This is a genomic window from Actinophytocola sp., assembly GCF_036555685.1.
Lineage (GTDB): Bacteria > Actinomycetota > Actinomycetes > Mycobacteriales > Pseudonocardiaceae > Actinophytocola.
Genome location: NZ_DATBKY010000264.1, coordinates 12,904 through 37,060, shown reverse-complemented (window position 1 = coordinate 37,060; position 24,157 = coordinate 12,904). Strand labels below are relative to the sequence as shown.

Genomic DNA, 24,157 nt, shown 5'->3' with positions numbered 1-24,157 from the left:
CGACGCGACATGGCTCCCCCTCGTCCCGGTTGTGCCCGGGATTCGGAGGAGCCAGGTCAGCGGATTGGTCCCGTCAGGGGAAGATCACCAGATCGCGTCCGCGTACTCCGGATGGTCGATGAACGGGTTCCGGTTGTGCTGGTACTGGTCGAAGATCACGTCGTTGCGGGCCTGCTCGGCCGCGTCCGGCGGGTCCTGCGTATTCCACGCCAGCAGCACCGAGAGCTTGCCCATGAACGGCTGCGTGTCGTTGCCGACCTGGTCGTTCGGCTCGAGATCGGCGAACCCGTCGTCGCCGTCGTAGCGGACGGCCATGTACATGATGCCGCGGGCGATGTCGCCCTTCACCGCGTCGCGCGGCTCGAACGAGTCACCGTCGACGAAGCTGCCCGGCGCGTCCGGGACCTCCTGGCCGCCTTCGTCGAAGTCAAGGTTGCCGCGGGTCTCGTTGACCGGGACCGCGGACGGCCGCAGGTGGAACAGGTCGGTGCCCGGGCCCGGGTCGGTACCGAAGTCGCCGTGGCTCTTCGCCCACGTGTGCTCGCGGTTCCACTGGTCCTGCCCGCCGCCGTTGGCGTCCGCGGGCATCGCCTTGCCGCTGTAGATCATCACGACGTTCGCGGCGTTCGCCGGGTCCGCGTCGGTGACCTTCAGCGCGTCCCACACCTGGTCATAGGTGAGGTGCTCGCCGTTGCCGATGATGCCGTGCAGTGCCGCGTGCAGCTCGGCACCGGTCTTGCCCTCGGCCGCGTCGTAGTAGCCGTCGGGAATTCCGGCGGGCAGCACGACGTCCGGGTCGCTCGCGGACATGGCCAGCGGCGGGATCGCGATGCCGAGGGCGGCGAGCGCCACGCCGGCTGCCGTCAGCACGGTTGCCTTCCTTTTCGCGCGCATTTGTTTGGCTCCAGTGGGGACCGGCGACGATCTTCGGTGCAAAAACACTGACATGCGAGCGTGTACGGCAAACACCCACGAAAGTCGGGTTTGACCGAGGTAGCGGTGCCGCGTTCAATGCACGTGGTCCATTTCCGAAAGGCGAGACGGAGGCGGCTCCATGGAGCTGAACCGGCGGAACGCATTGCGAATCGGGGCATTCGGCGCGATCGCGGCAGCCGGCGCTGCCGGAGTCGGCAACGCCTGGGCGGCCGATCCGAGACGCGGCGGCCATCCGGGCGAACACACCACTCTCGACCGGACGCTGCTGCTCGGCCAGCCGGGCGCCGGCGGCTACCGGCCGATCGTCCCCGGCCCCGGTGAGCCGCACCTGGTCCGCGACGAGCTGCTGCCCGCCGCGCTGCGGTCCGCGGCCGGCAGGCACCGGCACGGCCGGGCGGTGCTCGCGTTCGGACAGCTCACCGACATCCACGCCATGGACGCGCAGTCACCGGCGCGCGTGGAGTTCCTCGACCGGTACAACGACCCCGACTCGCCACTCGCCGGCCTGCTGCCGTTCGACTCCGCCTACCGGGCCCACGAGTTCCTGTCCGCGCAGATCAGCGACTCGATGGTGCGCGCGATGAACCTGGTCCGGCGCGGGCCCGTGACCGGGCGGCCGCTGTCGTTCACGATCGCCACCGGCGACAACGTCGACAACGTCCAGTTCAACGAGCTGCGCTGGTACATCGACCTGCTCGACGGCCGCCGGGTGCGGCCGGACTCCGGGGACCTGTCGCGCTACGAGGGCGTGTCCGATCAGGACAGCTACGACGTGCGCTACTGGCATCCGGACGGCACCCCGCCGGGCAAGCAGGACGACCTGCCGCGCGCGAACTTCGGCTACCCGGTCGTGCCGGGGTTGCTCGACGCCGCCCGCCGCCCGTTCCACGCCACCGGCCTGGACACGCCGTGGCTCACCGCGTACGGCAACCACGACGGCCTGATCCAGGGCAACTTCCCGCCGATCCCGGAGCTGGGCCTGCTGGCCACCGGGAACAAGAAGATCGTCGACCTGCCGCCGGGCACCGACGTCGTGCAGCTCGCGCTGAAGCTCGCCGCGATGGACCCGCAGGCCATCGCCACGCTGCTCAGCGGCCCGTCGCGGACGATCACACCCGATCCGGACCGGCGCTTCGTCAACCGGCTGGAGACCATCCGGGAGCACTTCCACACCAGCGGCTCGCCGCGCGGGCACGGCTTCTCCCGGTGGAACCTCGCGACCGGGAACGCCTACTACGCCTTCGATCGCGGCGTGGTGCGCGGTCTCGTGCTGGACACCGTGAACCAGAACGGCGGCGCCGACGGTTCGCTCGACGCAGAGCAGTTCGCGTGGCTCGAGCGCGAGCTGGTCGCGGGCAGCAGCCGCTATGTCGACGCGCAGGGCAACCAGGTGACCCACCATTGCCGCGACCGGCTGTTCGTGCTGTTCAGCCACCACACGCTCGACACGATGACGAACGTGACCGGCGAGGGACGGGTCGAGCGCTTCCAGATGCTCGCCATGCTGAACCGCTTCCGGAACGTGGTGCTGTGGGTCAACGGGCACACCCACCGCAACACGGTCCTCCCGCACCCGGCCCCGGGCGGCGGCGGCTTCTGGGAGGTCAACACGGCCGCGCACATCGACTGGCCGCAGCAGTCGCGGGTGGTCGAGCTGGTGGACAACCGGGACGGCACGCTGTCGATCTTCGGCACGATCGTGGACATGGCCGCGCCCGCGTCGGCCCACGGCCGGCTGGACAGCCCGGCCGCGCTCGCCTCGCTGGCCCGGGAGCTCGCCGGGAACGACTGGCAGTCCCGCGCGCGTCCGGTTCCGGGCGAGGACGGCCGCCGCGGCAAGGTCGAGGACCGGAACGTGGAGCTGCTGGTCCCGGCCCCGTTCCGCCTCGGTTCGAGCCAGGAACCGGTCGCGGTGGGCGCGACCGGCTAGCGGTGCCGATCGGTGAGGTCGGCGCGCCGGCCGCCGGATGCGGCGGGTCCGCGATGACGGCGGTGTCGCCGGTTCGTCACCGCGCCAGGTCGTAGGTACGGCCCACCGACAGGAGGTCGACGTCGTCGCGCGGGGCGGCCGTCAGGCCCGGCGGGCGCGGGCGGAACCCCGGCACGTCGGCGAGCCCGCGGGTCTCGTCCAGGGCCGTCACCTGCGTCGCTCTCGTGTGGACGGTCAGCTCGACGCCCTCGGCCGGCAGGTCGCGGAAGCGGATCTCACCGGGCCAGGTGCCCGTGCGGGTGCCCTCGACCGCGACGGTTGCCGCGGCGCTGCCGGGCGCGGTCGCCGTGACCCGCGTGATCGGCGCGTCCAGGCGGAGCGTCAGCCGCGACGCCGCCCGGCGGGACGCGACCCGGAAGGTGACCGTGCCCGCGGTGCGCGACCGGACCTCGACCTGTGGACCGGCCAGGTCGAGCGCGGGCGCCTCGCCCGTCCACAGGTCTCCACGCGCGTAGCCGGCCGGCAGGCCGCGGGTGTCCCGCCCGTGCACGTACCGCGCGGTCCACCGGGCCGGCTCGCGGTCCGCGCTCACCCAGTACGCCTTGCCCTCGTCGGCGTCGAGCACGTACGCGAGGTGGCTCGCCGCCGGGTGCTCCGCGTCCGGCCGGTCGATCACCACGCCGGCGGCCACCGCCACCACGACGAGGACCGCCACCACCGACGGCACGAGCACGGCCCCGCGGCGCGAGGACGGCGCCAGCAGCTCGACCACCGGCAGCGCCAGCAGTCCGAAGAGGACGACGAACACCGGTCCGGCACCGCCGAGCGTCAGCCCGACCGCGACGAACACCATGTACCCGAAGTACAGGAGCAGCGCGGCACCGACGACGAGCCCGAGCGCCACCGCGGCCACGGACCACAGTGGACGGTCCAGCAGCAGCGCCACGAGGTACCCCGCCGAGGCGAACAACACCGGGACGACGAACAGGAACGACGCACCCGGGGCGAGCCCGGCGCACGCCACCGCGAGCAGCGCCGGCCACGCCAGCCCGCCGACCGCCAGCGCCGCGGGCCCGAGCCGCCTGCGCAGCAGCTGGTACCAGGCGAGCAGCGCCACGACACCGGCCAGCAGCATCGCCACGTGGTATGCCTCCGGCCGGTGCAGCAGCCCCTCCGCGCTCTCGTAGGCCGGCCGCACCCACACCAGCACCGTCCACACCAGCTGCCCCAAACCGAACGCGACCGCCAGCGGCACCAGCGCCGACGCCGCGCCGGCGAGCACGCGCGGCACCGTCACCAGGCCCCGCCGCCGGGCGAGCCACGTCAGCAGCCCCACCAGGAGCACGGCCAGCACCGCGAGCGGCCAGACCAGGCCGTTCGGGTAGCCGACCGGCACGCCCAGGACCCGGAAGTACGTGTCGTCGTGGTCGGTCCGCAGCGTCCGCAGGTCCGTGCCGCCCAGCGCGCGGGCGAGCGCCAGCATGTTCTCGCCGTGGTGCTGCAGGCTCCCGCGGTCCAGGTTCGCGATCGAGTCGCCGGCGGTGTGGTAGCGGGCGGCGCCTTCGATGAAGGCGAAGTTCAGCCCGTCGAAGCCGCCCGCCGACAGGGGCGTGAAGTCGGTGTTGTTCGGCAGCAGCCGGTAGACCTCGACCATCGACGAGTCGCCACGGGGGTGCGGCGCCGCGTCGGTGAACACGTCGACGAGGCCGGCGTTGTCCCGGGACGTCTCGAACATCAGCGACGGCCCACGCACGCCGCGCGCCTCGAAGTTGAGCACCACCCCGCCCCGGCTGCCGAGCGGGTGCTCGCGCACGAACGCGTCCGCGCCGAGCAGCCCGTCCTCCTCGCCGTCGGTGATCAGCAGCACGAGGTCGTTGCGCGGTGCGTCGCCGGTGCGCAGCGCGCGGACGGTCTCCAGCAGCGCGGCCACCGCGGCGCCGTCGTCGGCCGCGCCCGGGCCCATCCCGACCGAGTCGTGGTGGGCGGCGAGGAGCACCGTCCCGGTTGGATCCGTGCCACGCAGCGTGGCGACGATGTTGTCGACCCTGCCGAACGCGGCGAGCCCGTCCCCCGCCTCGGCGCCGACCGAGTGCTGGACCTCGACGTCCAGCCCGGCGGACCGGAGCTCGCCGGTGAGGTAGTCCAGCGTGCGGTCGTTCGCCGGGCTGCCGAGCGGGCGCGGCTCCCCGGCGAACCGTGTCAAGTGGACCATCGCGCGCTCGGCGCTGAACTCGCCGGCGGGGGCCGAGCCCGGTGCGGGCCCGACGCCCCGCTCGGTGAGCGAGTGCACCACGACCGCCACCGCCAGCACCGCCAGCACGGCGAGGCCGGCGAGCACGCGCCGCGGCGCGTCGATCAACTTCGTCACGGCGCGACAATAGGGTGCGCCGCGGCGCGGCTACAGGCGGATCGCCTTCTTGTTCATGAACTCCTCGATGCCGGCCGGGCCGAGCTCGCGGCCGATGCCGGAGCGCTTGATGCCGCCGAACGGCAGGTCGGCCTGCGAGCCGCCCGCGCTGTTGAGGTACACCATGCCCGCCTCGATCCGCTCGGCCACGCGGCGGTTGCGCTCGGGGTCGGTGCCCCACACGCTCGCGCCGAGCCCGAACGGGCTGTCGTTGGCGATCGCCACGGCCTCGTCGTCGTCCGCCGCGCGGTACACGACGATCACGGGGCCGAAGATCTCCTCGCGATAGGCGTCCATCTCCGGCGTCACGTCGGTCAGCACGGTCGGCTCGAGGAACGCGCCCGGGCCGTCGACCCGCTTGCCGCCGGTGCGCAGCGTCGCGCCCTGCTCGACCGCCTTCGCGACCTGTCCCGCCACCTCGTCCGCGGCGGAGACCGACGACAGCGGCCCGAACTTCACCTTGGGGTCGCCCGGGTCGCCGGGCACGAACTGGTCCGGCACGTGCTTCACGAGCCGGTCCACGTAGTCGTCGTAGATGTCGGCCAGCACGATCATCCGCTTCGGGGCGTTGCAGGACTGGCCGCAGTTGCGCATCCGGGAGGTCGCCGTGGCCTTCACGGTCTCGTCGATGTCGTCGGTGTCGAGCACGAGCAGCGGGTCGGACCCGCCGAGCTCCAGGACCGTCCGCTTGAGATGCTTGCCCGCCTCGGCCGCGACCGCGATGCCCGCGTTCTCGCTGCCGGTGAGCGACACCCCGGCGATCCGGTCGTCGGCGATGATCGACGGGATCTGCCTGCTCGAGGCGAAGAGGTTGACGTACACGTCGTCGGGTACGCCGGCGTCGTGCAGCACCTTCTCGATGGCCGCGGCCGAGCGCGGGCAGATCGAGGCGTGCTTGAGCACGATCGTGTTGCCGAGCACCAGGTTCGGCGCCACGAAGCGGGCCACCTGGTAGCACGGGAAGTTCCACGGCATGACGCCGAGCAGCGCGCCGATCGGCTGCTTCACGATGACGGCCTCGCCGCCCTTGACCGACATGGGCTCGTCGGCGAGCAGGTCGGCGGCGTTGTCGGCGTAGTAGTCGAAGATGTCGACCACGACGCCGATCTCGCCGCGGCCCTCGTTGACGCGCTTGCCCATCTCCAGGGTCATGGTCTCGGCCAGCTCGTCGGCCCGCTCGGCGAACAGCTCCGCCGCCCGGGAGACGATCTTGGCGCGCTCCGCGACCGATCGCTGCCGCCACGACGCGTACCCGGTGTGCACGCGCTCGATGGCCGCCTGGATCTCCTCGTCGGTCGCGTTCGGCACTTCCTCGACGAGGTCGCCCGTCGCCGGGTTGGTCAGTGTGTACATGTTGGCCATCGTAGTGCATACCGTATACACGTTGCACCGTTTGGTGGTGCGCAGGTCAGGGTACGAATCAGGGGAATCACCGAGGTCAGCAGGCCCTCACGACTGGATGATCGAGTCATGACCGCGATGTGCGAGCCGCGTGGCTGCCGAACACACCGCACCAACCGCGGTGACCACAAGTAGAGATTCCGGAGAGGCGGAACAGCATGACCACGACCTTGTCCAGGCCCCGAACCGGGCGGATGATCGCCGGCGTGTGCGCGGGGATCGCGGACCGTTACGGCTGGAAGGCCAGCACGGTCCGGCTGCTCTTCGTGCTCTCCTGCCTGCTGCCCGGGCCGCAGTTCGTCATCTACCTGATCCTGTGGCTGACGATGCCAGAGCGTCCCTGACCTCCCCGGTGTCCCGGTGACCGCCGCGTAGCGCGGACGCGATCGCGGCGACGACGGCCATCGCGGCGGCCACACCGAACACGATCACGAGCCCGTGGTGGAACGGCTCGGAGACCAGGTGCGGGAAGAACGTGTAGCCGGTGAGCGTCTCCCGCTGGGCGGCCGGCAGGTCACCCAATACCGCCGGCCCCAGCAGGTGCTCGACCGGGTTGTTGCCGAGGAACGTCGCGAACAGCGTGCTGACCGGCGGTAACGACGCCACGTGGTGCGCGGTCTCGGCCGGCACGCCGTGCGCCTGCAGGCCGCTGCTCAGCGTCGCCGGCAGGGACGACGCGAGCCCCGAGATCATCAGCGCGAAGAACACGCCGATGGACAGCGCCGTGCCGGAGTTCTGGAACGTGGAGCGCATGCCCGACGCCACCCCGCGGTGTTCCGGCGGCACCGAGCCCATGATCGACGACGTGTTCGGCGCGGAGAACATCCCCTGCCCCAGCCCGCTGAGCAGCAACAACGCGGCGAACGTGAGGTAGTCGAAGTCCGTCGGCAGCAGGAGCAGCCCGACGAACGAGCAGGCCACGAGGCACAGACCGAGGGTGGAGAACAGGCGGGCGCCGAACCGGTCGGAGAGGTAGCCCGAGATCGGGCCGGCGAGCAGGAACCCGAACGTCAGCGGCAGCATGAAGATGCCGGCCCACAGCGGTGTGTCCGCGTAGTCGTAGCCGCGCAGCGGCAGCCAGATGCCCTGCAGCCAGATGATCAGCATGAACTGCAGCCCGCCACGGGCGATCGCGGTCAGCAGCGCGGCGATGTTGCCGGCCGCGAACGCGCGCACCCGGAACAGCGCGAGGTTGAACATCGGCTCCGCGACCCGCGTCTCGACGAAACAGAACAGCGCGAGCAGGGCGAGGCCGCCGAACACGCCGGCGAGCACCATCGGGTTGCCCCAGCCGGTCGGGCTGCCGCCGTAGGGCTGGATGCCGTACGTGATGCCCGCCAGCAGGACGCCCGCGCCGGCGGCGAACGTGACGTTGCCCAGCCAGTCGATGCGGCTGCGCCGCCCGGACGCGGTCTCGCGCAGGCTCAGGTACGACCAGATCGTGCCGGCCACGCTGATCGGCACGCTGACCCAGAAGACCGCACGCCAGTGGACCACCGCGAGCAGGCCGCCGGCGAGCAGGCCGAGGAACTGGCCGGCGAGGGCGGTGATCTGGTTGATGCCGAGCGCCATGCCGCGCTGCCGGGCGGGGAAGGCGTCGGTGAGGATCGCCGCCGAGTTCGCGGTCAGCATCGATCCGCCGAACGCCTGGACGATCCGCCACAGGATCAGCCACATCGCACCCGCGCCGCCGTAGAAGGGATCGAGCGAGAGCGCCACCGAGGCGATCGCGAAGATGAGGAACCCGAGGTTGTAGATCCGGACCCGGCCGAACATGTCGCCGAGCCGGCCGAGGACCACCACGAGCACGGCCGACACCAGCAGGTAGCCCAGGATCATCCAGAGCAGGTAGCCGATGTTGCCGGGCGCGAGCGGGTCGAGGCCGATGCCGCGGAAGATCGCCGGGAGCGAGATGATCACGATGGAGGCGTCCATCGTCGCGATCAGCACGCCCAGCGTGGTGTTGGACAGGGCGATCCACTTGTAGTTCGGGCCGATGGGCAGGTCGCGTAACCGCTCCGCGCGGCTCACGGCTCCCCCTCGCCGGCTCGGTCGAGCCGCTCGCGGTCGCCCTGTATCAATCGTTCGCTCGCAGGCTCGCTCAGGATCAACGGTTCGCTCGCAAGCTCGCTCACAGCCTCTCCGCCAGCCTGTCGAGCAGGGGCAGGACGGCCGCGAGCGCGCGCCGCTCGGCCGGGCTGAACTCGGCGCCGAGCACCTTCGCCAGCCGTTGCTCGGACTCCGATCGACGTTCCCGCAGCACCTCGCGCCCCCGTTCGGTGATCGTCATGACCGCTCGCCTGCCGTCCGAGGCGTCCTGGCCGCGCGCCACGAGCCCGCGCTCCTCCAGCGCGGCGAGCGTGGCCGCCATCGCCTGCGGCCGCACGTGTTCCAGCTCTGCGAGCGAGCCCGGTGAGTCGGCGCCCTCGGTGAGCCGGTGCAGCACCGACACGCCGGACAGGGAGATGTCGCCGACCGCGTGCGCCTGGCGCAGCCGCCGCGTGATGCGGCCGACCGACAGGCGCAGCGCCGCACCCAGCTCGGCCGCTTCGCCGTTCCGGAGTCCCACAACTACTAACAATAGACTTATCAATTGGCCTTAACTACGTGCTGTACGCGATGTCCGGTTCCGCGGGCTCGGGGTGGCCGAGGTGGGTGAGCCAGCCGCGCACGACACGGTGCAGCTCCTCCGCGCCGACGATCTTGCCGGGGCCGGGCAGCTCCGCGGGGTAGAGCAGGAAGCCGCGGGACTGGCCGCCGCCGAGCCCGCCGTGCGAGCCGACGTGCGGCTCGAACGGGGACGCGTCGTCGCTGGCGGGCGTGTAGCGGCTGTTGATCAGCAGGTCCGGGCAGTGCGGGAAGCCGTCGGTGCGGCGGATGAGGTCGGCCGCCAGCTCGCCGTAGCCCTCGAGCGGGTCGGCGCCGGTGACCGAGTCGTCGGCGAGGCGGCGCGCCCCGTCGCGGCCGAGCACCATCGGGCCCGACTTCGCGCTGCGCACCAGGACGAAGCCGACGCCGGGATGGTCGGCGAGCGCGGGCAGCAGCTCCGGAAACTCCTGCTCGATGGTCTCCAGCTCGACCCGGCCGGCGTGCTCGGTGAACGACACCATGGCCACGTGCCCGGACACGACCACCACGACGCCCGGCGCCGCCCTGGCCACCGCGCCCGGCTCGCCGCCGGGCGCGCGGTGGCGCTCCGGCCTGGCGTGGGCGCGGTCGGCCCGGGCCCGCAACGTGCGCGCGATCGGTCCGGCACCCGCGGCGGCGGCCATGGCCGCGTTGAGCTGCCAGCCGCCGATCGGCTTCGGGTTGTGGCGCGTGCGCCGCCGCGGCCCCGGCTCCGCGCCGCACAACCGGCCGACGAGCGCCTCGACCGACTCGCCGAACCGGTCGGTGAACGCCTGGCCCTGGGTCACGCCGTGGTCGGAGAGCACGACGAGCCGGTAGGGCCGCGGCGCGAGCCGGGCGGCCCGGTGCAGCCGGCCGATCTGCTGGTCGATGGCCCGGATGACGGCCAGCGCGTCGAACCGCTCGATCCCGGTGTGGTGGGCCACCTCGTCGTAGCCGAGGAAGTCCGCGTACACGACCGGGCGGCCGGCCAGCATGTCGCCGATGATCGCGGAGACGACGAGATCGCGGGCGATGACCGTGGTCCCCGCCCTGGCGAACGGGTAGAAGCCGCCACGCTTGACCCGCGGCTGCACCCCGGCACGGCGCTGGCGCGTGGACGCGGAGATCTCCCGGAGCACGTCGACGAGCGCGGAGCCGGCCGTGCGCAGCAGGTTGGCCGGGTTGGCGAAGTACGCGTAGTAGCCGCTGCCCACGCCGTCGGTTCGCTTGTGGTGGGCGAGGAACGGGACCCGGCTCATCGTCAGGCTCGTGTGGTCGGCGTCGCCGCTGAAGAGGCCACCGCGCGCGGCCCCGCCACCGGCGAGCAGGCCGCGCCCGTTCGAGTGCCGGCGCTCGATCTCCGCGGCGTCGGCCGGGTGCGCGCACGCCATCACGTGGTCCCGGTCCTTCTCGTACCACCGGAAGCCGAGAATGTCCTCATTGGACCCGTGCAGCAGCGCGCACACGCTCGCCCCGGTCTGCGAGCTCCAGTCGCAGTGCCAGTCGGTGAGCGCGTGGCTGCCCTCGGCGAGCCAGCGCGCGAGCGTCGGCAGGTCCCCGTCGCGGATCCCGCGGCGCACGGTGTCGAAACCCAGCCCGTCGATCTGCAGCAGCAGGACGCCGGGCGGGACCTCCTCGCCGACGCCCTCGCCCCGGCGCATGCGGCGGGCCGCGCGGCGGAAGAACAGCTCGTCCTCGTCCAGCGCCAGCACGCTGCTCACGACCGCGCCGACCGCCGACACGACCAGCACCACGACGACCGCCGTGCGCAGGTTCGCGACGAGCACGCCCGGCACCACGAACGAGAGGGCCAGCAGCGCGCCGCCGAGCAGCACGAACGAGCCGAGCCCGAGGGTGAACACCGCGAGCGGCAGCGCCACCCGCAGCGCCAGCGGCCAGACCACGGCGGTCAGCAGGCCGTACAGCGCGGCGAAGACCACCGGCTGCCACCAGTGCGGCATCGCGAAGTCCTCGAGCGCCAGGTCGAGGAGGTGCAACGCGAGCACGACGAGAACCCAGACGAGCAGCAGCCGTGCCACGAGCCGCCCGCGACGCAGCAGCCGGCGCTGCTCCGTCTCCCCGGAATCGACTCTCCTGGTCACCTTGGGTTGCTACCGTCCCGTTCCGCACGTACTCGTGGCTGGGCCGCGTCCCGTTCCCTTTGGGCGTGGCTGGGCGACGAGCGGCCCGAGCGGGCTCGCTCGCGCCGGCGGGCGATGAGCGCGCTGACCGCCGTCACCAGCAGGATCAGTGCGGCCGCGAGCAGGGAGGCGACCACGGGGTTGTCGAACAGGCCGCCGCTCAGCACGCCGAGCGCGGCGTAGCCGAGCGCCCACAGCAGGCACGCGGCCGTGGCGACCGGCACGAGCCGCCGCCACGGGTAGGCCAGCGCGCCGGCAGCGAGCAGGGCCGGGATGCGGCCGGCGGGGATGAGCCGGCCGATCACGATGAACTGCCAGCCGCGCTTCTCGAACGTCGCGCGCGCGTGCGCGAGCCGCTCCTCGGAGTGGCGGCGTTCGAAGAAGCGGCTCAGCACACCGGCGCCGCCCCGTCCGGCGGCGAAGGTCACGAGGTCGCCGGCGAGCGCGGCGACCGTGGCCACGAGGATCACCAGCACCAGGTCGAGCCGGCCGGAACTCGTCGCGATGGCCGCCGCGGCGCCGACGAGCGCGCCGGTTGGTACCACCGGCACGAGCGACCCGAGCAGGACGCCGCCCGCGAGCACGGGATACCCGATGGCCTGCGGGTTCGCCCAGTCGAAGGCGCTCATGCGGGACTGTCCGGGGCCAGCTCGGGCAGCTCGACGTCGCAGCCGGGTGGGGTGACCGCGACCCGCGTGTCGAGCCCGAGCCGGGCGACGGCCGCGGCGAACTCGTGCGGCGGGTCGACGAGCAGCCGCCGCATCCGCGCGCCCGCCCTCCCCGGTGCGCGGGTGAGGCCTGCGAGGGCGAGCGTGCCCCAGTGCACCGGTACGGTCACGCGCGGCGCCAGCAGCTCCACCGCCCGGGCGGCGCGCGCGGGCGTGAGGTGTCCCGGGCCGAGCGTCGGGCCCCAGCCCCAGACCGGCAGCAGCGCCACGTCGATGTCGGGCAGGTCGGCCATTCCGGGGAACAGGTCGGTGTCGCCGGCGGCGTAGACGGTGACTCCGGCACCCGTGACGAGATGGCCCATCGCCACGGCCTGGGGCCCTCGGGTGGAGCGCGGTCCCCAGCGGTGCCCGGAGTGCTCGGCCGGTACGCCGGTGACCCGCAGGCCGCCCTCCACCAGCTCCTCCCCCGGCGCCAGCTCCTCGACGCGCCGGATGCCCTTTCTGCGCAGCCAGCCGCCGGCGCCGCGCGGCACGACGACCCGCACGCCTGGGCCGAGCAGGCGCAACGACGGCAGGTGCAGGTGGTCGCCGTGCAGGTGCGAGAGCAGCACGAGGTCAACGCGGGCCCGGTCGGCGGCCGTGCAGGTGCCCGCGACCCGGGTCAGCGCGGACACCCGCCTGGTCAGCACGGGGTCGGTCAGCACCACGCGGTCCGCCAGCTCGATCCGCACGGTGGAGTGCCCGACGAACCGCAGCCCAACTTCTGCCACGGGCCGAGTATCCCAACCCGCGAGCACCACGGCACGCGTGGTCAGGACAGCCGGATCCGCGGGTCCAGGACCGCGTAGAGCAGGTCCACGACGATGTTGGCGGCGACGACGAACACGGCGGCCAGCAGGACGATCGCGATGATGACCGGTTCGTCGGAGTTCGTCACCGCCTGGACCGACATCCGGCCGAGCCCGTTCAGGCCGAACACCTGCTCGGTGACGATCACGCCGCCCAGCAGGGTGGCCACGTCGATGCCGAACTGCGTGGCGATCGGGATCAGCGCCGCGCGCAGGCCGTGCCGGTAGGTCACCCGGCTCTCGCGCAGCCCCTTCGCCCGCGCGGTCCGGATGTAGTCCTCGCCGAGGGTCTCGATGAGCTGGCCTCTGGTGAGCCGCACGTACACGGCCATCGTCGCGACCGCGAGCGTGATCCACGGCAGGATCAGGTGCACCGCCCACTGCCACGGGTCCTGCGTCAGCGGGACGTAGCCTCCGCCCGGGAAGAAGTCCACGCCGGCCACGTGCAACCGGTAGAACAGGAAGTACAGCAGGAGCAGGCCGAGCACGAACGTCGGGAAGGACAGCCCGGTGAGCGCGAACAGAGTCGCGCCGCGGTCGAGGAAGCTCCGCGGGCGGGTCGCGGACAGCACTCCGATCAGCACCCCGAGCGTCACCCAGATGATCGCGGCGCCGATCGCCAGCGAGGCGGTCACCGGCAGCGCCTGCGCGAGCAGCGTGGTCACCGGCTGGTGGCTGTAGTAGGAGTAGCCGAGGTCGCCGTGCAGCAGCCGGACGACGAAGTGTCCATATTGGACTCGGATCGGCTGGTCCAGGCCGAGCTGGTGGGTGACGGACGCGACCAGTTGCTGGTCCTGCGCGGCGAACTTGCCGAGCAGCAGCGTCGCGACGTTGTGCGGGGCCACGAAATACAGCCCGAACACGATCACGCTGATCAGCCAGATCACGAGGATCCCGGTCAGCAGGCGGCGGACGAGGAAGCGGACCATCGCTCACCGTCCCCGGAACTCGGTGCGCGGGTCGAGCGCGTCGCGGACGCTGTCGCCGAGCAGGTTGAACGCGAGCGTCGTCAGCACCAGCGCGAGGCCGGGGAACACGAGGAACCACCAGGCCACCTGGTAGAAGTTCTGCGAGTCGCTGATCATGTTGCCCCAGCTGGGGGTCGGCGGGATGATCCCGACGCCGAGGTAGGACAGCGTCGCCTCGAACACGATCGAGACCGGGATGAGCAGTGTCGTGTAGACGATCACCGGCGCGACGAGGTTCGGCAGCACGTCCACGAACATGATCCGCACGTCGCCCGCGCCGAGCGAGCGCGCGGCCTCGACGTACTCCTTCTCCCGGATCGCGAGCGTCTGGCCGCGCACGATGCGCCCGACCGCGGCCCAGGAGAAGAACGCGATCACCGCGATCTCGATCAGCTCGCTCGGCCCGGCCACCGTCACCAGCGCGATCGCGAACAGCAGGAACGGGAAGGACAGCACCACGTCCATCAGCCGCGCCAGCACCGTGTCCACTGCCGGCCCGAGGTAGCCGGCGCACAGCCCGACGACCACGCCGATCACCACGGCCGCGACCGCGGCGCCGACGCCGACCAGCAGCGAGACCTGGCTGCCGTAGACGATGCGGACGAGGATGTCCCGGCCGAGGTTGTCGGTGCCGAGCAGGTGGTGCGGGCTCGGCGGCGTCGGCAGGCCATCCGTCGTGATGCCGCCCGTCCGATCCTGTTGTGTGGGGCCGTATCCGACGAGCATGCTGATCGGCTCGGCGAGCACGGCCACGAGCACGAGCAGGCCGATGAACACCGCGCACACGACCGCGACGCGGTCGTGGCGCAGCCGGTCCCACGCCAGCCGCCAGGGGCTGCGCCCCTCCACCGGCTGCCCGGGCTCCTCGGTGCCGACCGCGAGGGCCGGGCGCCGGTCGGTCGTGGACATGCGGCCTCCTCACGCCCGGGCCAGGTTCTCCCCGGCCTCGACCGGGAAGTGGCACGCGGTCAGGTGCGCCGGCGGGTCCGCGGCCCGCACGACGAGCCCGGGTTCCTCGGCGGCGCACCGGTCCCGCGCCTTGGGGCAGCGCGGGTGGAAGCGGCAGCCGGCCGGCGGGTCGACCGGGGACGGCACGTCGCCGGTGAGGATGATCCGCTCGCGGCGGTCGGCCAGGTCGGGATCGGGCACCGAGGCGGCGGAGAGCAGCGCGGCCGAGTACGGGTGGCGTGGGTGGCCGTAGAGCCCGGCCGCGTCGGCCAGCTCCACGACCTTCCCGAGGTACATCACCGCGACGCGGTCGCTCACGTGCTCCACGACGGACAGGTCGTGCGCGATGAACACGTAGGTCAGCCCGAACTCGCCCTGCAGGCCCGCCAGGAGGTTGATGATCTGCGCCTGGATCGACACGTCCAGCGCGGACACCGGCTCGTCGCAGACGATCAGCTTCGGCCGCAGCGCGAGCGCGCGGGCCACCCCGATGCGCTGGCGCTGGCCGCCGGAGAACTCGGCCGGGAACCGGTTGTAGTGCTCGGGGTTGAGGCCCACCAGCTCCATCAGCTCCTGGACCCGGCGCTTGCGCTCGAGGCCGTCGGCGAGCCCGTGGATGGCGAACGGGTCGCCGATGATCGAGCCGACCCGCCGGCGCGGGTTCAGCGAGCCGTACGGGTCCTGGAAGATCATCTGGATCTCGCGGCGGACCGGTCGCAGCCGCCGCCGGGTCAGGTTCGTGATGTCCTGGCCGTCGAACGTCACCGTGCCGGCGGTGAGCGGGTGCAGCCGGGTCATGCAGCGGGCCAGCGTCGACTTGCCGCAGCCGGTCTCGCCGACGATGCCCAGCGTCTCACCGCGCCGCACCTCGAGGCTGACGCCGTCGACCGCGCGCACCGAGCCGATCTGGTGCTTGACCACGATTCCCTGCCGGATCGGGAAGTGCTTGACGACGCCGGCCACGCGCAGCAACACGTCCGGATCATCCACTTCGGACTCCTCCCTCATCGAGTCCGACCTGGTAGGCGGGCAGCCAGCACGCGGAACGGTGCGCGGGCGAGCCGATGTCGCGCAGTTCCGGCTCGTCGGTCACGCACTCGGCCATGACGTAGCGGCAGCGCGGGTGGAACGCGCAGCCGCTGGGCACGGCGATGAGGCTGGGCGGCTGGCCCGGGATCGGCCGCAGCGCACCATGCGTGCCCGCCGCGCCCGGGATCGACTCCAGCAGCCCCTTCGTGTACGGGTGGTGCGGCTCGTAGTACGCCGTGCGGCGGTCGGCGACCTCCACGAGCTTGCCGGCGTACATCACCAGCACCTCGTCCGCGATGTCGGCGACCACCCCGAGGTCGTGGGTGATCACGATCAGCGCCGTGCCGAGCTCGTCCCGCAGCCGGGCGAGCAGGTCGAGGATCTGCGCCTGCACGGTGGCGTCCAGCGCGGTCGTCGGCTCGTCGGCGATGATGAGCTTCGGGTCGAGCGCCAGCGCCATCGCGATCATCGCGCGCTGCCGCATCCCGCCGGAGAACTGGTGCGGGTAGTCGTCCACCCGCGTCCGCGCCCGCGGGATGCCGACCATGGCCAGCAGCTCGATCGCCCGCCGGCGGGCGGCCTCCTTGCCGATGTCGCGGTGCGCCCGGATCATCTCGACGATCTGCCAGCCGACCCGGTAGAGCGGGTGCAGGCTCGACAGCGGGTCCTGGAAGATCGTCGAGATGCGCGCCCCCCGAACGGCGCGCAGCTGATCCGGGCGCATGGTCAACAGGTTCCGGCCCTCGAACAGCGCCTCCCCGCTCACCTCGGCGCCGCGGGTGAGCCCGAGCAGGGTCTGGGTAGCGACCGTCTTCCCCGAACCCGACTCACCGACGATGCCCAGCGTCTGCCCGGCATCGACGTCGAAGGACACGCCGCGGACGGCCCGGACGTAGCCGTCCGCGGTGGGAAACGTGACCCGCAGGTCCCTTACCGACAGCAGTGTCATGGCCGGCTCAGCTCGTCGGGCTCAGCCAGACGTTGGTGTAGTCGTACTGCGTGGAGAACGGCCAGAAGATCGCGTTGTGCACGCGGGTCGACCGCATCAACGGGGTGGACTGGGTCTGGAACGGGACGATCGGGGCGTCCTTCATGATCTGCACGTCGGCGGCGTGCAGGGCGGCGTCCGCGTCGGCCTTGTTCGTGGCCGCCAGCGCCTTGTCGATGTCGGCGTTGACCTGGTCGTTGTTGTAGTCGCCCCAGTCGGTCGAGCCAGGGCCGTAGGTGCGGCCGTCGAACAGCGGCTCGACGATCGCGCGGCCGTTGTCGCCGTACCAGTCGGGAACCCAGCCGGGTTCGGAGATGTCCCAGACGCCCTTCTTCGCGGCGGTCGGGTCGGACAGGTACTTGCCGTAGTAGTCGCTCGCCGCGGACGGCTTGCCGACGACCTTGATGCCGCACTTGGCGAAGTCGGCCTGCACGGACTGGTAGACGTCCGGGTGCTTGCCGGAGGTGCGGTAGACGTCGGTGAGCGTCAGGCCGTGCGGGTAGCCGGCGGCCGCGAGCATGCTCTTGCACTTCGCGGGGTCGCCCTTGCCGTCCGTCGTGGCGTACGGGTCGATCTTCTGGTAGCCGACGTTGCCCGGCGGGATGACCTGACCGAGCGGCGTGTTCAGCGCGGGGCCGCCGTAGATCTGGCCCATGGCCACCTTGTCGATGGCGTACTCGAGGGCCTGGCGGACCTTCACCTTGCCCAGCGCGCCGCCGTTGTTCGGGCTCTGCAGGTTGAACACCAGGAACGGGTTCGTGTCGTAGTTCGGGTAGATGCCTAGCCGGGCGTCGGCCGCGGACTTCAGCTGCGGCACGTTCGCGGTGGGCACGGTGGTGTCCCACTCGAGGTCCTGCGTGCCGGCCGCGATCTGCTGCTGCACGCCGTTCTCGTCCGGGCCGAGCGTGACCTGGATGGTTTGGACGTACTGGTGGCGCAGCGGGTCGGAGCTCTGCTGCCACGCCGGGTTCCGCTCGAGCACGTAGGACTGGCCGGGCACGTACTTGGTGATCGCGTACGGGCCGTCGGAGATCGTGTGCTGGCGGAAGTTCGCGTCGTCGGGCAGGTAGTTCAGGTACTCCACCGGCGCGGCCGAGGAGAACGGCTCGGCGAGGATGTTGACGAAGTCGCCGGCCGGCGCGAGCAGGGTGAACTTCAGCGTGTTCGCATCGACGGCCTCGATGCCGCTGAGGTCATGCGTGGTGATGAACTTCCGGAACGACTGGACGTCCTGGCGGACCTTGGCGAACGCCGCGCAGTAGTCCTTCATTCCCGCGATCGTGTTCTCGTAGTAGCCGGGCGCGCCCACCGAGTTCTGGGTCGGGTTGCACAGCCGCTTGAACCCGAGCACGAAATCCTGCGCGGTGACCGGCCGGGCCGGTTTCGTGTTCCACTCGACGTCCGGCCGCAGGTGAATCGTGTAGGTCTTCCCGTCGGCGCTGACGCCGCCGTTGTCTTTTGTCGGCATTTCGGTCGCGATGTCCGGTGCCGGCTGCAGCGCCTTGTTCTTGTCGGTCGAGGCCGGATAGCTGAACAGCTGGCGGGTGAAGGTGCGCTCGAGCGAGTAGCTCGTCGTGTAATACGCGGACGCGGTGTCCAGATGGTCGACGTCGGCGTTGCCGACGATGCGTAACGTGCCACCGGTCACGGGCCTGCCGGTGGCGTTGACGTTGGCGGTCTGGTTGTAGCCGTAGCTGCCGCCCTGGCCACCACCGCTGCCGCCGGAAGAGGTGTGGTCGCCGCTGTTGCCACAGGCCGCGAGGCCGAGCGCGACGAGAGTGAGGGTGGACGCTGCCACCGCACCTTTACTGAACGCAACCATTCCTACCTCGCCATTGACATGAGCGGGTCCGGCGGACGTGCGCGTACCACCCCAGGCGCGCGGATGTCCCCGGGCACGGTATGGGTAAATTGCGTCCGCGAGGTTAGGCCGGCAACTCGGGAAAGGTAGCGCGGGATCGCATTCGTTAGCGAAACACAACCATTTCGCCGCCATTCTTATATCGAATGTCCGGCGATTTGTCGGGTAGGACGGCGAACGCCTGATTAATGCCGTTCCGAGCCATTCCGATTGCTTTACCGTAGCATCACGCCAAGGCTTGACACCAGCCTTACAAACGACATTTGTTGGGCGATTTCTCAGCGAACCCACAGACAGTTCTCAGGAATTGCCGGTCCTACGCAACGTGCCCGGCCGGTGGCACAAGGCAACGGTAATTGGCGCCCCGCGGCGTGCTGACGGTAATCGCTCCTGGTAGGTACGATTCGCCACGTGGCAGGGACGAGCCGCGGTACCGGCCAGCCGCCGCAGGAGCTGCGGTTCTGCCGGTCCGCCGACGGCACCCGGATCGCGTACGCGCGGCACGGGTCGGGGCCGCCGCTCGTCATCGCGACCTGCTGGCTCAGCCACCTACAGCACGACTGGCAGAGCCCGGTATGGCGGCACTTCCTCGCCGACCTGGGCGAGATCGCCACGGTCGTGCGGTACGACGAGCGCGGGTACGGGCTCTCCGACTGGGAGGTCGAGAACTTCGGCCTGGAGGCGCAGATCGCGGACATCGAGGCCGTGGTCGACGACGCCGGGCTCGACCGGTTCGCGCTGATGGGGATGTCCCAGGGTGGCCCGCCCTCGATCGCCTACGCGGTGCGGCATCCGGAGCGGGTCTCCCGGCTGCTGTTCTACGGCAGCTACGCGGCCGCGTTCCGCGATCCGACACCCGACGACCTCGAGCTGGACGAGACGTTCGAGCGGCTGATCAAGGTCGGCTGGGCACGGCCGGACTCCGCGTTCCGCCGGGTGTTCACGTCGTTGATGATCCCCGGCGCCACCGAGGAGCAGATGTCCTGGCTCGACGAGCTGCAGCGCGTGTCCACCTCGGCGGAGAACGCGCTCAACGGCCGCCGGCAACGCAAGGTCTCCAACGTGGTGGACCTGTTGCCGCAGCTGGACATCCCGACCCTCGTGCTGCACTCGCGGGGCGACCGGATGAACGACTTCGAGGAGAGCAGGTTCCTCGCCTCGGGCATCGCCGGGGCGCGCCTGGTGGTGCTGGAGAGCGCGAACCACATCGTGCTGGGCGACGAACCGGCGTGGCGGGTGTTCATCGACGAGGTGGGCGGGTTCCTCGCACCGGAACGCCGTGCCCCGCGCACGCCGGCGGCCGCCGCCGCGGCATCCGTGCTCTCCGCGCGCGAGCTCGACGTGCTCCGGCTCGCGGCCGAGGGGCAAGACAACGCGGCGATCGCGCGGACCCTGACGCTCAGCGTGCGGACGGTCGAGCGGCACCTGCACAACACGTACGCGAAGCTCGGCATCCAGGGCAAGGCCGCCCGCGCCGCCGCCGTCGCGCGGCTGCTTTCCCGCGCCTGACCGCTACGCGCAACCCGACACCCCGCCGCGCCTCGCGAGCCGGAAGTTGCGTGCACGCGCCGACGCGCCGGAAGCCGCCGCGTTCGTAGTTTCGCCGCATGACGACGACCGAGACCGCGAGCTTCCTCGCCACCGCCGAACCCACCGACCACATGCGCGGCCGCGACGCCGACAACGTCGGCTACGTGATGAACGTGTCCCGGCTGTGGAGCCACCAGCCGGACCTCCACACAGGATTGTTCGGGCTCATGGGCGCGGCCGCCAAGGCCGCGTCGCTGAGCTTCCGGCAGCGGGCCGTCCTGGTGGTCGCCTGCGCGTCGACGGTCCGCGACGCGTACTGCTCGCTGGTATGGGGCATGAAACTCGCGAACGCCGCGGGCGTCGGGGCCGCCGAGGGCGTGCTGCGCGGCGACGACTCGGCGCTGGACCCGGCCGAGCGCGCGCTCGCCAGGTGGGCACGCGCGATGACCGCCGACCCCAACGGCACCGAGGCGGGCGACCTGCAGCCGCTGCGCGACGCCGGCTACGACGACGCGCAGATCCTCGCGATCACCGTGTTCGTCGCCGCGCGCCTCGCGTTCGCCACGGTCAACGACGCGCTGGGAGTGCTTCCCGACGAGACGCTCTACGAGATCGCCCCGCCGCCCGTCGTCGAGGCCGTCACCTACGGGCGACGCGCGTGAGCCGAACCGCGTCACGCCCATCAGTGTGCGCCCGGTTCGCACCATCCGTGCCGGCCACCGAAGCACCGAATCCGTGGTGGGCACGGATGTGCCCGGCCCGCCTCGTCGGCGAGCCTCGAAACCCCGTAGTCGAAGGAGATAGTCAGATGACCACCACCGAGAACACACTCCGCAACGGCGTCGACACGGCGACCCTGTTCGCCACGCTCGACGCGGTCAAGGGCGACCCCGAGATCGCGAAGTTCCAGTTCCGGGCCAGCAACCGCTGGGTCAGCGGAACGCACAACAGATCGACGATCCACGACTTCCACGGCGCCAAGCAGGAGATGGCGCACCGGGAGCCGTTCACGTTCGACGCCGACCACCCGCCGGTGCTGGTCGGCTCGGACCAGGGTCCGACGCCGGTGGAGTACGTGCTGCACGCGCTGGCCGCGTGCCTGGCCGCGGGCATCGCGAACATCGCCGCCGCCCGCGGGGTGAACCTCACGGAGGTCACGTCGACCGTCGAAGGGGACATCGACCTGATGGGCATCCTCGGGCTCGACGACCAGGTGCGCAACGGCTACCAGGGCATCCGGGTCAGCTTCGTGCTCCGCGGCGACGACCCGGCGAAGCTGCGCAAGGTCGTCGAGCAGTCCCGCCGCCGCTCGGCCGTCTACGACGTCGTCACGGCCGGCGTGCCCGTGTCGATCGACGTCGACGCCGGCTGACGGCTCCCGGTCACCCGCCGGGCCGGCCGGTCCGATCCGGCCCGGCGGAACCCCTCGAGCAAGGAGTTTCCCTTGTCCACCACCGACACCGTCGTCATCGGTGCGGGCCAGGCGGGCCTCGCCGCCAGCCGGTGCCTCACCGACCGCGGGCGCGACCACGTGGTGCTCGAACACGGCCGCGTGGGCGAGCGCTGGCGGGGCAGGTGGGACTCCCTGCGCCTGCTGACCCCGAACTGGATGAACGCGCTGCCCGGCCGGCCCTACCGCGGCCCCGACCCGGACGGCTTCGCCGCGGCCGGCGCGTTCACGACCGATCTCGAGGACTACGCCCGGTCGTTCGGCGCACCCGTCGAGGAGCACGCCGGCGTCGAGACGCTGCGCCTGCGCGCCGGCGGGTTCGAGGTCGCCACCGCGCACGGTGTGCGACGCGCCGCGAACGTCGTCGTCGCCACCGGCTGGTGCGACCGGCCCGCGGTCCCGGCGATGAGCCGGAACATGGCCGCGGCGGTACACCAGGCCACGCCCGGGGACTACCGCGACCCCGGCTCGCTGCCGGCGGGTGGCGTCCTCGTGGTCGGCGCGTCGGCGACCGGGGCGCAGCTCGCCGAGGAGCTGCGTGCCGCCGGGCGGGACGTGACGCTCGCCGTGGGCGGCCACACCCGCATGCCGCGCAGCTACCGCGGCATGGACATCTACTGGTGGCTCGAGCGCCTCGGCGTGCTCGACCGGACGATCGACGAGATGCCCGACCCGGCCCGCGCGCGCCGCGAGCCGTCGGCACAGCTGGTCGGCAGGACCGGCCGGCGTCCGCTCGACCTCGCCACGCTCGCCGCCGCCGGGGTCCGGCTCGCAGGCCGGGTGCGCGGCGTCGACGGCCACCGGGTGCGGCTCTCGCCCGACCTGCCGGTCACCGTCGGCACCGCGGACCGCCGGCTGCACCGCCTGCTCGAACGCATCGACCGGTACGTGGACGCGGTCGGGTTGCGCGGCGAGGTCGGCGAGCCCACCCGGACCCGATCCGTCCGCCTGTCGCACCCGATCGAGGAGCTCGACCTGCGCACCGCCGGCGTCCGCTCCGTCGTCTGGGCCACCGGCTACCGCCGGGTCTATCCGTGGCTGCGGATCCCCGTGCTCGACGACCACGGCGAGATCCGCCACCACCGCGGCCGCACCGGCGTGCCGGGCCTGTACGTGCTCGGCCAGCGCTTCCAGCACCGGCGCAGCTCGCACCTCATCGGCGGGGTCGGCCGCGACGCGGCCGACATCGCCGACCACATCTGCGGGCCACGCTCCGGCGATCCCGCACAGCTCCACCTGGAGACCACCCATGCGCGAACATGAGAGACCCGCCTACGACGCCGTGATCGTCGGGGCCCGCGTCGCCGGCGCGGCCACCGCGCTGCTGCTCGCCCGGTTCGGGCTGCGCGTGCTGCTCGTCGACCGGGGCCGCCTCGGCGCCGACACGATGTCGACCCATGCGCTGATGCGCGGCGGGGTGTTGCAGCTCTCCCGGTGGGGACTGCTCGACGCGGTAGTCGCGGCCGGCACGCCGCCGGTGTACCGCACGACCTTCCGTTACGCGGACGACGTCGTGCCGGTCGCCGTGAAGCCGTCGCTCGGCGTGGCCGCCCTCTACGCGCCGCGGCGCACGGTGCTCGACCCGATCCTGGTGGACGCGGCCGCCGCGGCCGGTGCGGACGTCCGGTTCGGCGTCGCGGTCGCCGACGTGAGCCGCGACGAGCGCGGGCGGGTCGACGGCGTCGTGGGCCGCACGCGCACCGGTGAGGTGTTCCGGGCCCGGGCCCGGTTCGTCGTCGGCGCGGACGGCATCCGGTCCACGGTGGCCGAACGGGTCCGGGCGCCGGTCGAACGGATCGGCTCGTCGGTGGCGGCCGTGACCTACGGGCACTGGACCGGCCTCGAGACCGACGGCTACGAGTGGAACTTCCGCCGCGACGCGGCGTCCGGCGTGGTGCCGACCAACGGCGGGCAGGCGTGCGTGTACGTGAGCGCGTCGCCGCGGCGGATCGGCCGGGGCGGCCGCGAGACGCTGACCCGCATCGTGGCCGAGTCGTCCCCGCCGCTCGCGGAACGGCTGGCCGCCGCGGCCGCGCCGGCCGCGCTCCGTACGTTCACCGGCAGCCGCGGCCGTGTCCGGCGGTCGTGGGGCGAGGGGTGGGCGCTGGTCGGCGACGCGGGGTACTTCAAGGACCCGCTGACCGCCCACGGCCAGACCGACGCGCTGCGCGACGCGGAGCTGCTGGCGCGCGCGCTGTTCGCGGCCATCGCGGGCGACCTGCCCGAGCACGAGGCGCTGGCGGGATACCAGCGCACCCGCGACGAGCTGTCGTCGACGTTCTTCGAGCTGACCGACGTGATCGCGGGCCACGGGTGGACCGACGACGAGATCCAGGTCCTGCTGCGCCGGCTCAGCGCCGCGATGTCCGACGAGGTGAAGACGCTGTCCGACCTGCCGCCGGTACCGCCCGCCGGCCGGCTTGTCCACTGTGGATGATCGGC

General features: G+C 72.0%; 20 protein-coding genes. 7 read left to right on the top strand and 13 right to left on the bottom strand.

Going from position 1 to position 24,157, the window contains the following annotated elements; translation table 11 throughout:
* Positions 1–84: 84 nt before the first annotated feature.
* Complete coding sequence (locus tag VH969_RS26590; RefSeq protein WP_414638624.1) at positions 85–894, bottom strand: endonuclease I family protein; 810 nt, start codon at positions 892–894, stop codon at positions 85–87.
* A gap of 160 nt (positions 895–1,054) precedes the next feature.
* Between VH969_RS26590 and VH969_RS26585 the strand changes: the two genes are divergently transcribed.
* On the top strand, positions 1,055–2,866 hold the full coding sequence (locus VH969_RS26585; protein WP_331979000.1) for a TIGR03767 family metallophosphoesterase: 1,812 nt from the start codon (positions 1,055–1,057) through the stop codon (positions 2,864–2,866).
* A 76-nt stretch (positions 2,867–2,942) separates the two neighbouring features.
* On the opposite strand, the gene VH969_RS26580 is transcribed toward VH969_RS26585, so the two are convergent.
* Together VH969_RS26580 and VH969_RS26575 are read right to left on the bottom strand one after the other, a co-directional pair.
* A complete protein-coding gene (locus VH969_RS26580) occupies positions 2,943–5,234 on the bottom strand; it encodes a M28 family peptidase (protein WP_331978998.1) in 2,292 nt (763 codons plus the stop codon).
* Positions 5,235–5,264: 30 nt separating this feature from the next.
* Positions 5,265–6,626 carry an NAD-dependent succinate-semialdehyde dehydrogenase gene (locus tag VH969_RS26575; RefSeq protein WP_331978996.1) on the bottom strand — a complete coding sequence of 454 codons (1,362 nt, stop codon included), beginning with the start codon at positions 6,624–6,626 and terminating at the stop codon, positions 5,265–5,267.
* Positions 6,627–6,832: 206 nt separating this feature from the next.
* Here VH969_RS26575 and VH969_RS26570 point away from each other — a divergent pair, with 206 nt between their 5' ends.
* Complete coding sequence (locus tag VH969_RS26570; RefSeq protein ID WP_331978994.1) at positions 6,833–7,018, top strand: PspC domain-containing protein; 186 nt, start codon at positions 6,833–6,835, stop codon at positions 7,016–7,018.
* Here VH969_RS26570 and VH969_RS26565 read toward each other — a convergent pair.
* The 10 genes from VH969_RS26565 to VH969_RS26520 all read right to left on the bottom strand — a co-directional run bounded on the left by VH969_RS26565 (position 6,975) and on the right by VH969_RS26520 (position 18,672).
* A complete protein-coding gene (locus VH969_RS26565) occupies positions 6,975–8,609 on the bottom strand; it encodes an MFS transporter (RefSeq protein ID WP_414638626.1) in 1,635 nt (544 codons plus the stop codon). The genes VH969_RS26570 and VH969_RS26565 overlap by 44 nt on opposite strands.
* 196 nt (positions 8,610–8,805) lie before the next feature.
* Positions 8,806–9,243: a MarR family winged helix-turn-helix transcriptional regulator gene (locus tag VH969_RS26560; protein WP_331978990.1), complete on the bottom strand. Its 438-nt coding sequence runs from the start codon at positions 9,241–9,243 to the stop codon at positions 8,806–8,808.
* A gap of 34 nt (positions 9,244–9,277) precedes the next feature.
* Complete coding sequence (locus tag VH969_RS26555) at positions 9,278–11,386, bottom strand: phage holin family protein (protein WP_331978988.1); 2,109 nt, start codon at positions 11,384–11,386, stop codon at positions 9,278–9,280.
* On the bottom strand, positions 11,383–12,054 hold the full coding sequence (locus tag VH969_RS26550) for a DedA family protein (protein ID WP_331978986.1): 672 nt from the start codon (positions 12,052–12,054) through the stop codon (positions 11,383–11,385). The genes VH969_RS26555 and VH969_RS26550 overlap by 4 nt, the downstream gene beginning before the upstream one ends.
* The gene (locus VH969_RS26545) at positions 12,051–12,863 is read right to left on the bottom strand and encodes an MBL fold metallo-hydrolase (protein WP_331978984.1); all 813 of its coding nucleotides are present in this window, start codon (positions 12,861–12,863) and stop codon (positions 12,051–12,053) included. The genes VH969_RS26550 and VH969_RS26545 overlap by 4 nt, the downstream gene beginning before the upstream one ends.
* 41 nt (positions 12,864–12,904) lie before the next feature.
* Positions 12,905–13,870, bottom strand: coding sequence for an ABC transporter permease (locus tag VH969_RS26540; protein WP_331978982.1), 966 nt, complete (start codon positions 13,868–13,870; stop codon positions 12,905–12,907).
* Between the two features lie 3 nt (positions 13,871–13,873).
* A complete protein-coding gene (locus tag VH969_RS26535; RefSeq protein ID WP_331978980.1) occupies positions 13,874–14,818 on the bottom strand; it encodes an ABC transporter permease in 945 nt (314 codons plus the stop codon).
* Positions 14,819–14,827: 9 nt separating this feature from the next.
* Complete coding sequence (locus VH969_RS26530) at positions 14,828–15,865, bottom strand: ABC transporter ATP-binding protein (RefSeq protein WP_414638623.1); 1,038 nt, start codon at positions 15,863–15,865, stop codon at positions 14,828–14,830.
* The gene (locus tag VH969_RS26525) at positions 15,840–16,835 is read right to left on the bottom strand and encodes an ABC transporter ATP-binding protein (protein ID WP_331978975.1); all 996 of its coding nucleotides are present in this window, start codon (positions 16,833–16,835) and stop codon (positions 15,840–15,842) included. Before VH969_RS26525 ends, VH969_RS26530 begins: the two co-directional genes overlap by 26 nt.
* Before the next feature lie 7 nt (positions 16,836–16,842).
* On the bottom strand, positions 16,843–18,672 hold the full coding sequence (locus tag VH969_RS26520) for an ABC transporter substrate-binding protein (RefSeq protein ID WP_331978973.1): 1,830 nt from the start codon (positions 18,670–18,672) through the stop codon (positions 16,843–16,845).
* Positions 18,673–19,146: 474 nt separating this feature from the next.
* On the opposite strand from VH969_RS26520, the gene VH969_RS26515 reads away from it, so the two are divergent.
* The 5 genes from VH969_RS26515 to VH969_RS26495 all read left to right on the top strand — a co-directional run bounded on the left by VH969_RS26515 (position 19,147) and on the right by VH969_RS26495 (position 24,152).
* Positions 19,147–20,244, top strand: coding sequence for an alpha/beta fold hydrolase (locus tag VH969_RS26515; protein ID WP_331978971.1), 1,098 nt, complete (start codon positions 19,147–19,149; stop codon positions 20,242–20,244).
* A gap of 98 nt (positions 20,245–20,342) precedes the next feature.
* Complete coding sequence (locus VH969_RS26510; RefSeq protein ID WP_331978969.1) at positions 20,343–20,927, top strand: carboxymuconolactone decarboxylase family protein; 585 nt, start codon at positions 20,343–20,345, stop codon at positions 20,925–20,927.
* A 146-nt stretch (positions 20,928–21,073) separates the two neighbouring features.
* Positions 21,074–21,637 (top strand): OsmC family protein, encoded by a 564-nt coding sequence (locus VH969_RS26505; protein ID WP_331978967.1) that lies wholly within the window; start codon positions 21,074–21,076, stop codon positions 21,635–21,637.
* A gap of 72 nt (positions 21,638–21,709) precedes the next feature.
* Positions 21,710–22,978 (top strand): NAD(P)-binding domain-containing protein, encoded by a 1,269-nt coding sequence (locus tag VH969_RS26500; RefSeq protein WP_331978965.1) that lies wholly within the window; start codon positions 21,710–21,712, stop codon positions 22,976–22,978.
* Positions 22,965–24,152 (top strand): NAD(P)/FAD-dependent oxidoreductase, encoded by a 1,188-nt coding sequence (locus tag VH969_RS26495; RefSeq protein WP_331978963.1) that lies wholly within the window; start codon positions 22,965–22,967, stop codon positions 24,150–24,152. Before VH969_RS26500 ends, VH969_RS26495 begins: the two co-directional genes overlap by 14 nt.
* Positions 24,153–24,157: the final 5 nt, after the last annotated feature.

Coding starts and splice junctions, on each gene's coding strand:
- VH969_RS26590 (WP_414638624.1), bottom strand. CDS start 894: ATGCGCGCGAAAAGGAAGGCAACCGTGCTGACGGCAGCCGGCGTGGCG.
- VH969_RS26585 (WP_331979000.1), top strand. CDS start 1,055: ATGGAGCTGAACCGGCGGAACGCATTGCGAATCGGGGCATTCGGCGCG.
- VH969_RS26575 (WP_331978996.1), bottom strand. CDS start 6,626: ATGTACACACTGACCAACCCGGCGACGGGCGACCTCGTCGAGGAAGTG.
- VH969_RS26570 (WP_331978994.1), top strand. CDS start 6,833: ATGACCACGACCTTGTCCAGGCCCCGAACCGGGCGGATGATCGCCGGC.
- VH969_RS26565 (WP_414638626.1), bottom strand. CDS start 8,609: ATGGACGCCTCCATCGTGATCATCTCGCTCCCGGCGATCTTCCGCGGC.
- VH969_RS26550 (WP_331978986.1), bottom strand. CDS start 12,054: ATGAGCGCCTTCGACTGGGCGAACCCGCAGGCCATCGGGTATCCCGTG.
- VH969_RS26540 (WP_331978982.1), bottom strand. CDS start 13,870: ATGGTCCGCTTCCTCGTCCGCCGCCTGCTGACCGGGATCCTCGTGATC.
- VH969_RS26535 (WP_331978980.1), bottom strand. CDS start 14,818: ATGTCCACGACCGACCGGCGCCCGGCCCTCGCGGTCGGCACCGAGGAG.
- VH969_RS26530 (WP_414638623.1), bottom strand. CDS start 15,865: ATGAGGGAGGAGTCCGAAGTGGATGATCCGGACGTGTTGCTGCGCGTG.
- VH969_RS26525 (WP_331978975.1), bottom strand. CDS start 16,835: ATGACACTGCTGTCGGTAAGGGACCTGCGGGTCACGTTTCCCACCGCG.
- VH969_RS26510 (WP_331978969.1), top strand. CDS start 20,343: ATGACGACGACCGAGACCGCGAGCTTCCTCGCCACCGCCGAACCCACC.
- VH969_RS26505 (WP_331978967.1), top strand. CDS start 21,074: ATGACCACCACCGAGAACACACTCCGCAACGGCGTCGACACGGCGACC.
- VH969_RS26495 (WP_331978963.1), top strand. CDS start 22,965: ATGCGCGAACATGAGAGACCCGCCTACGACGCCGTGATCGTCGGGGCC.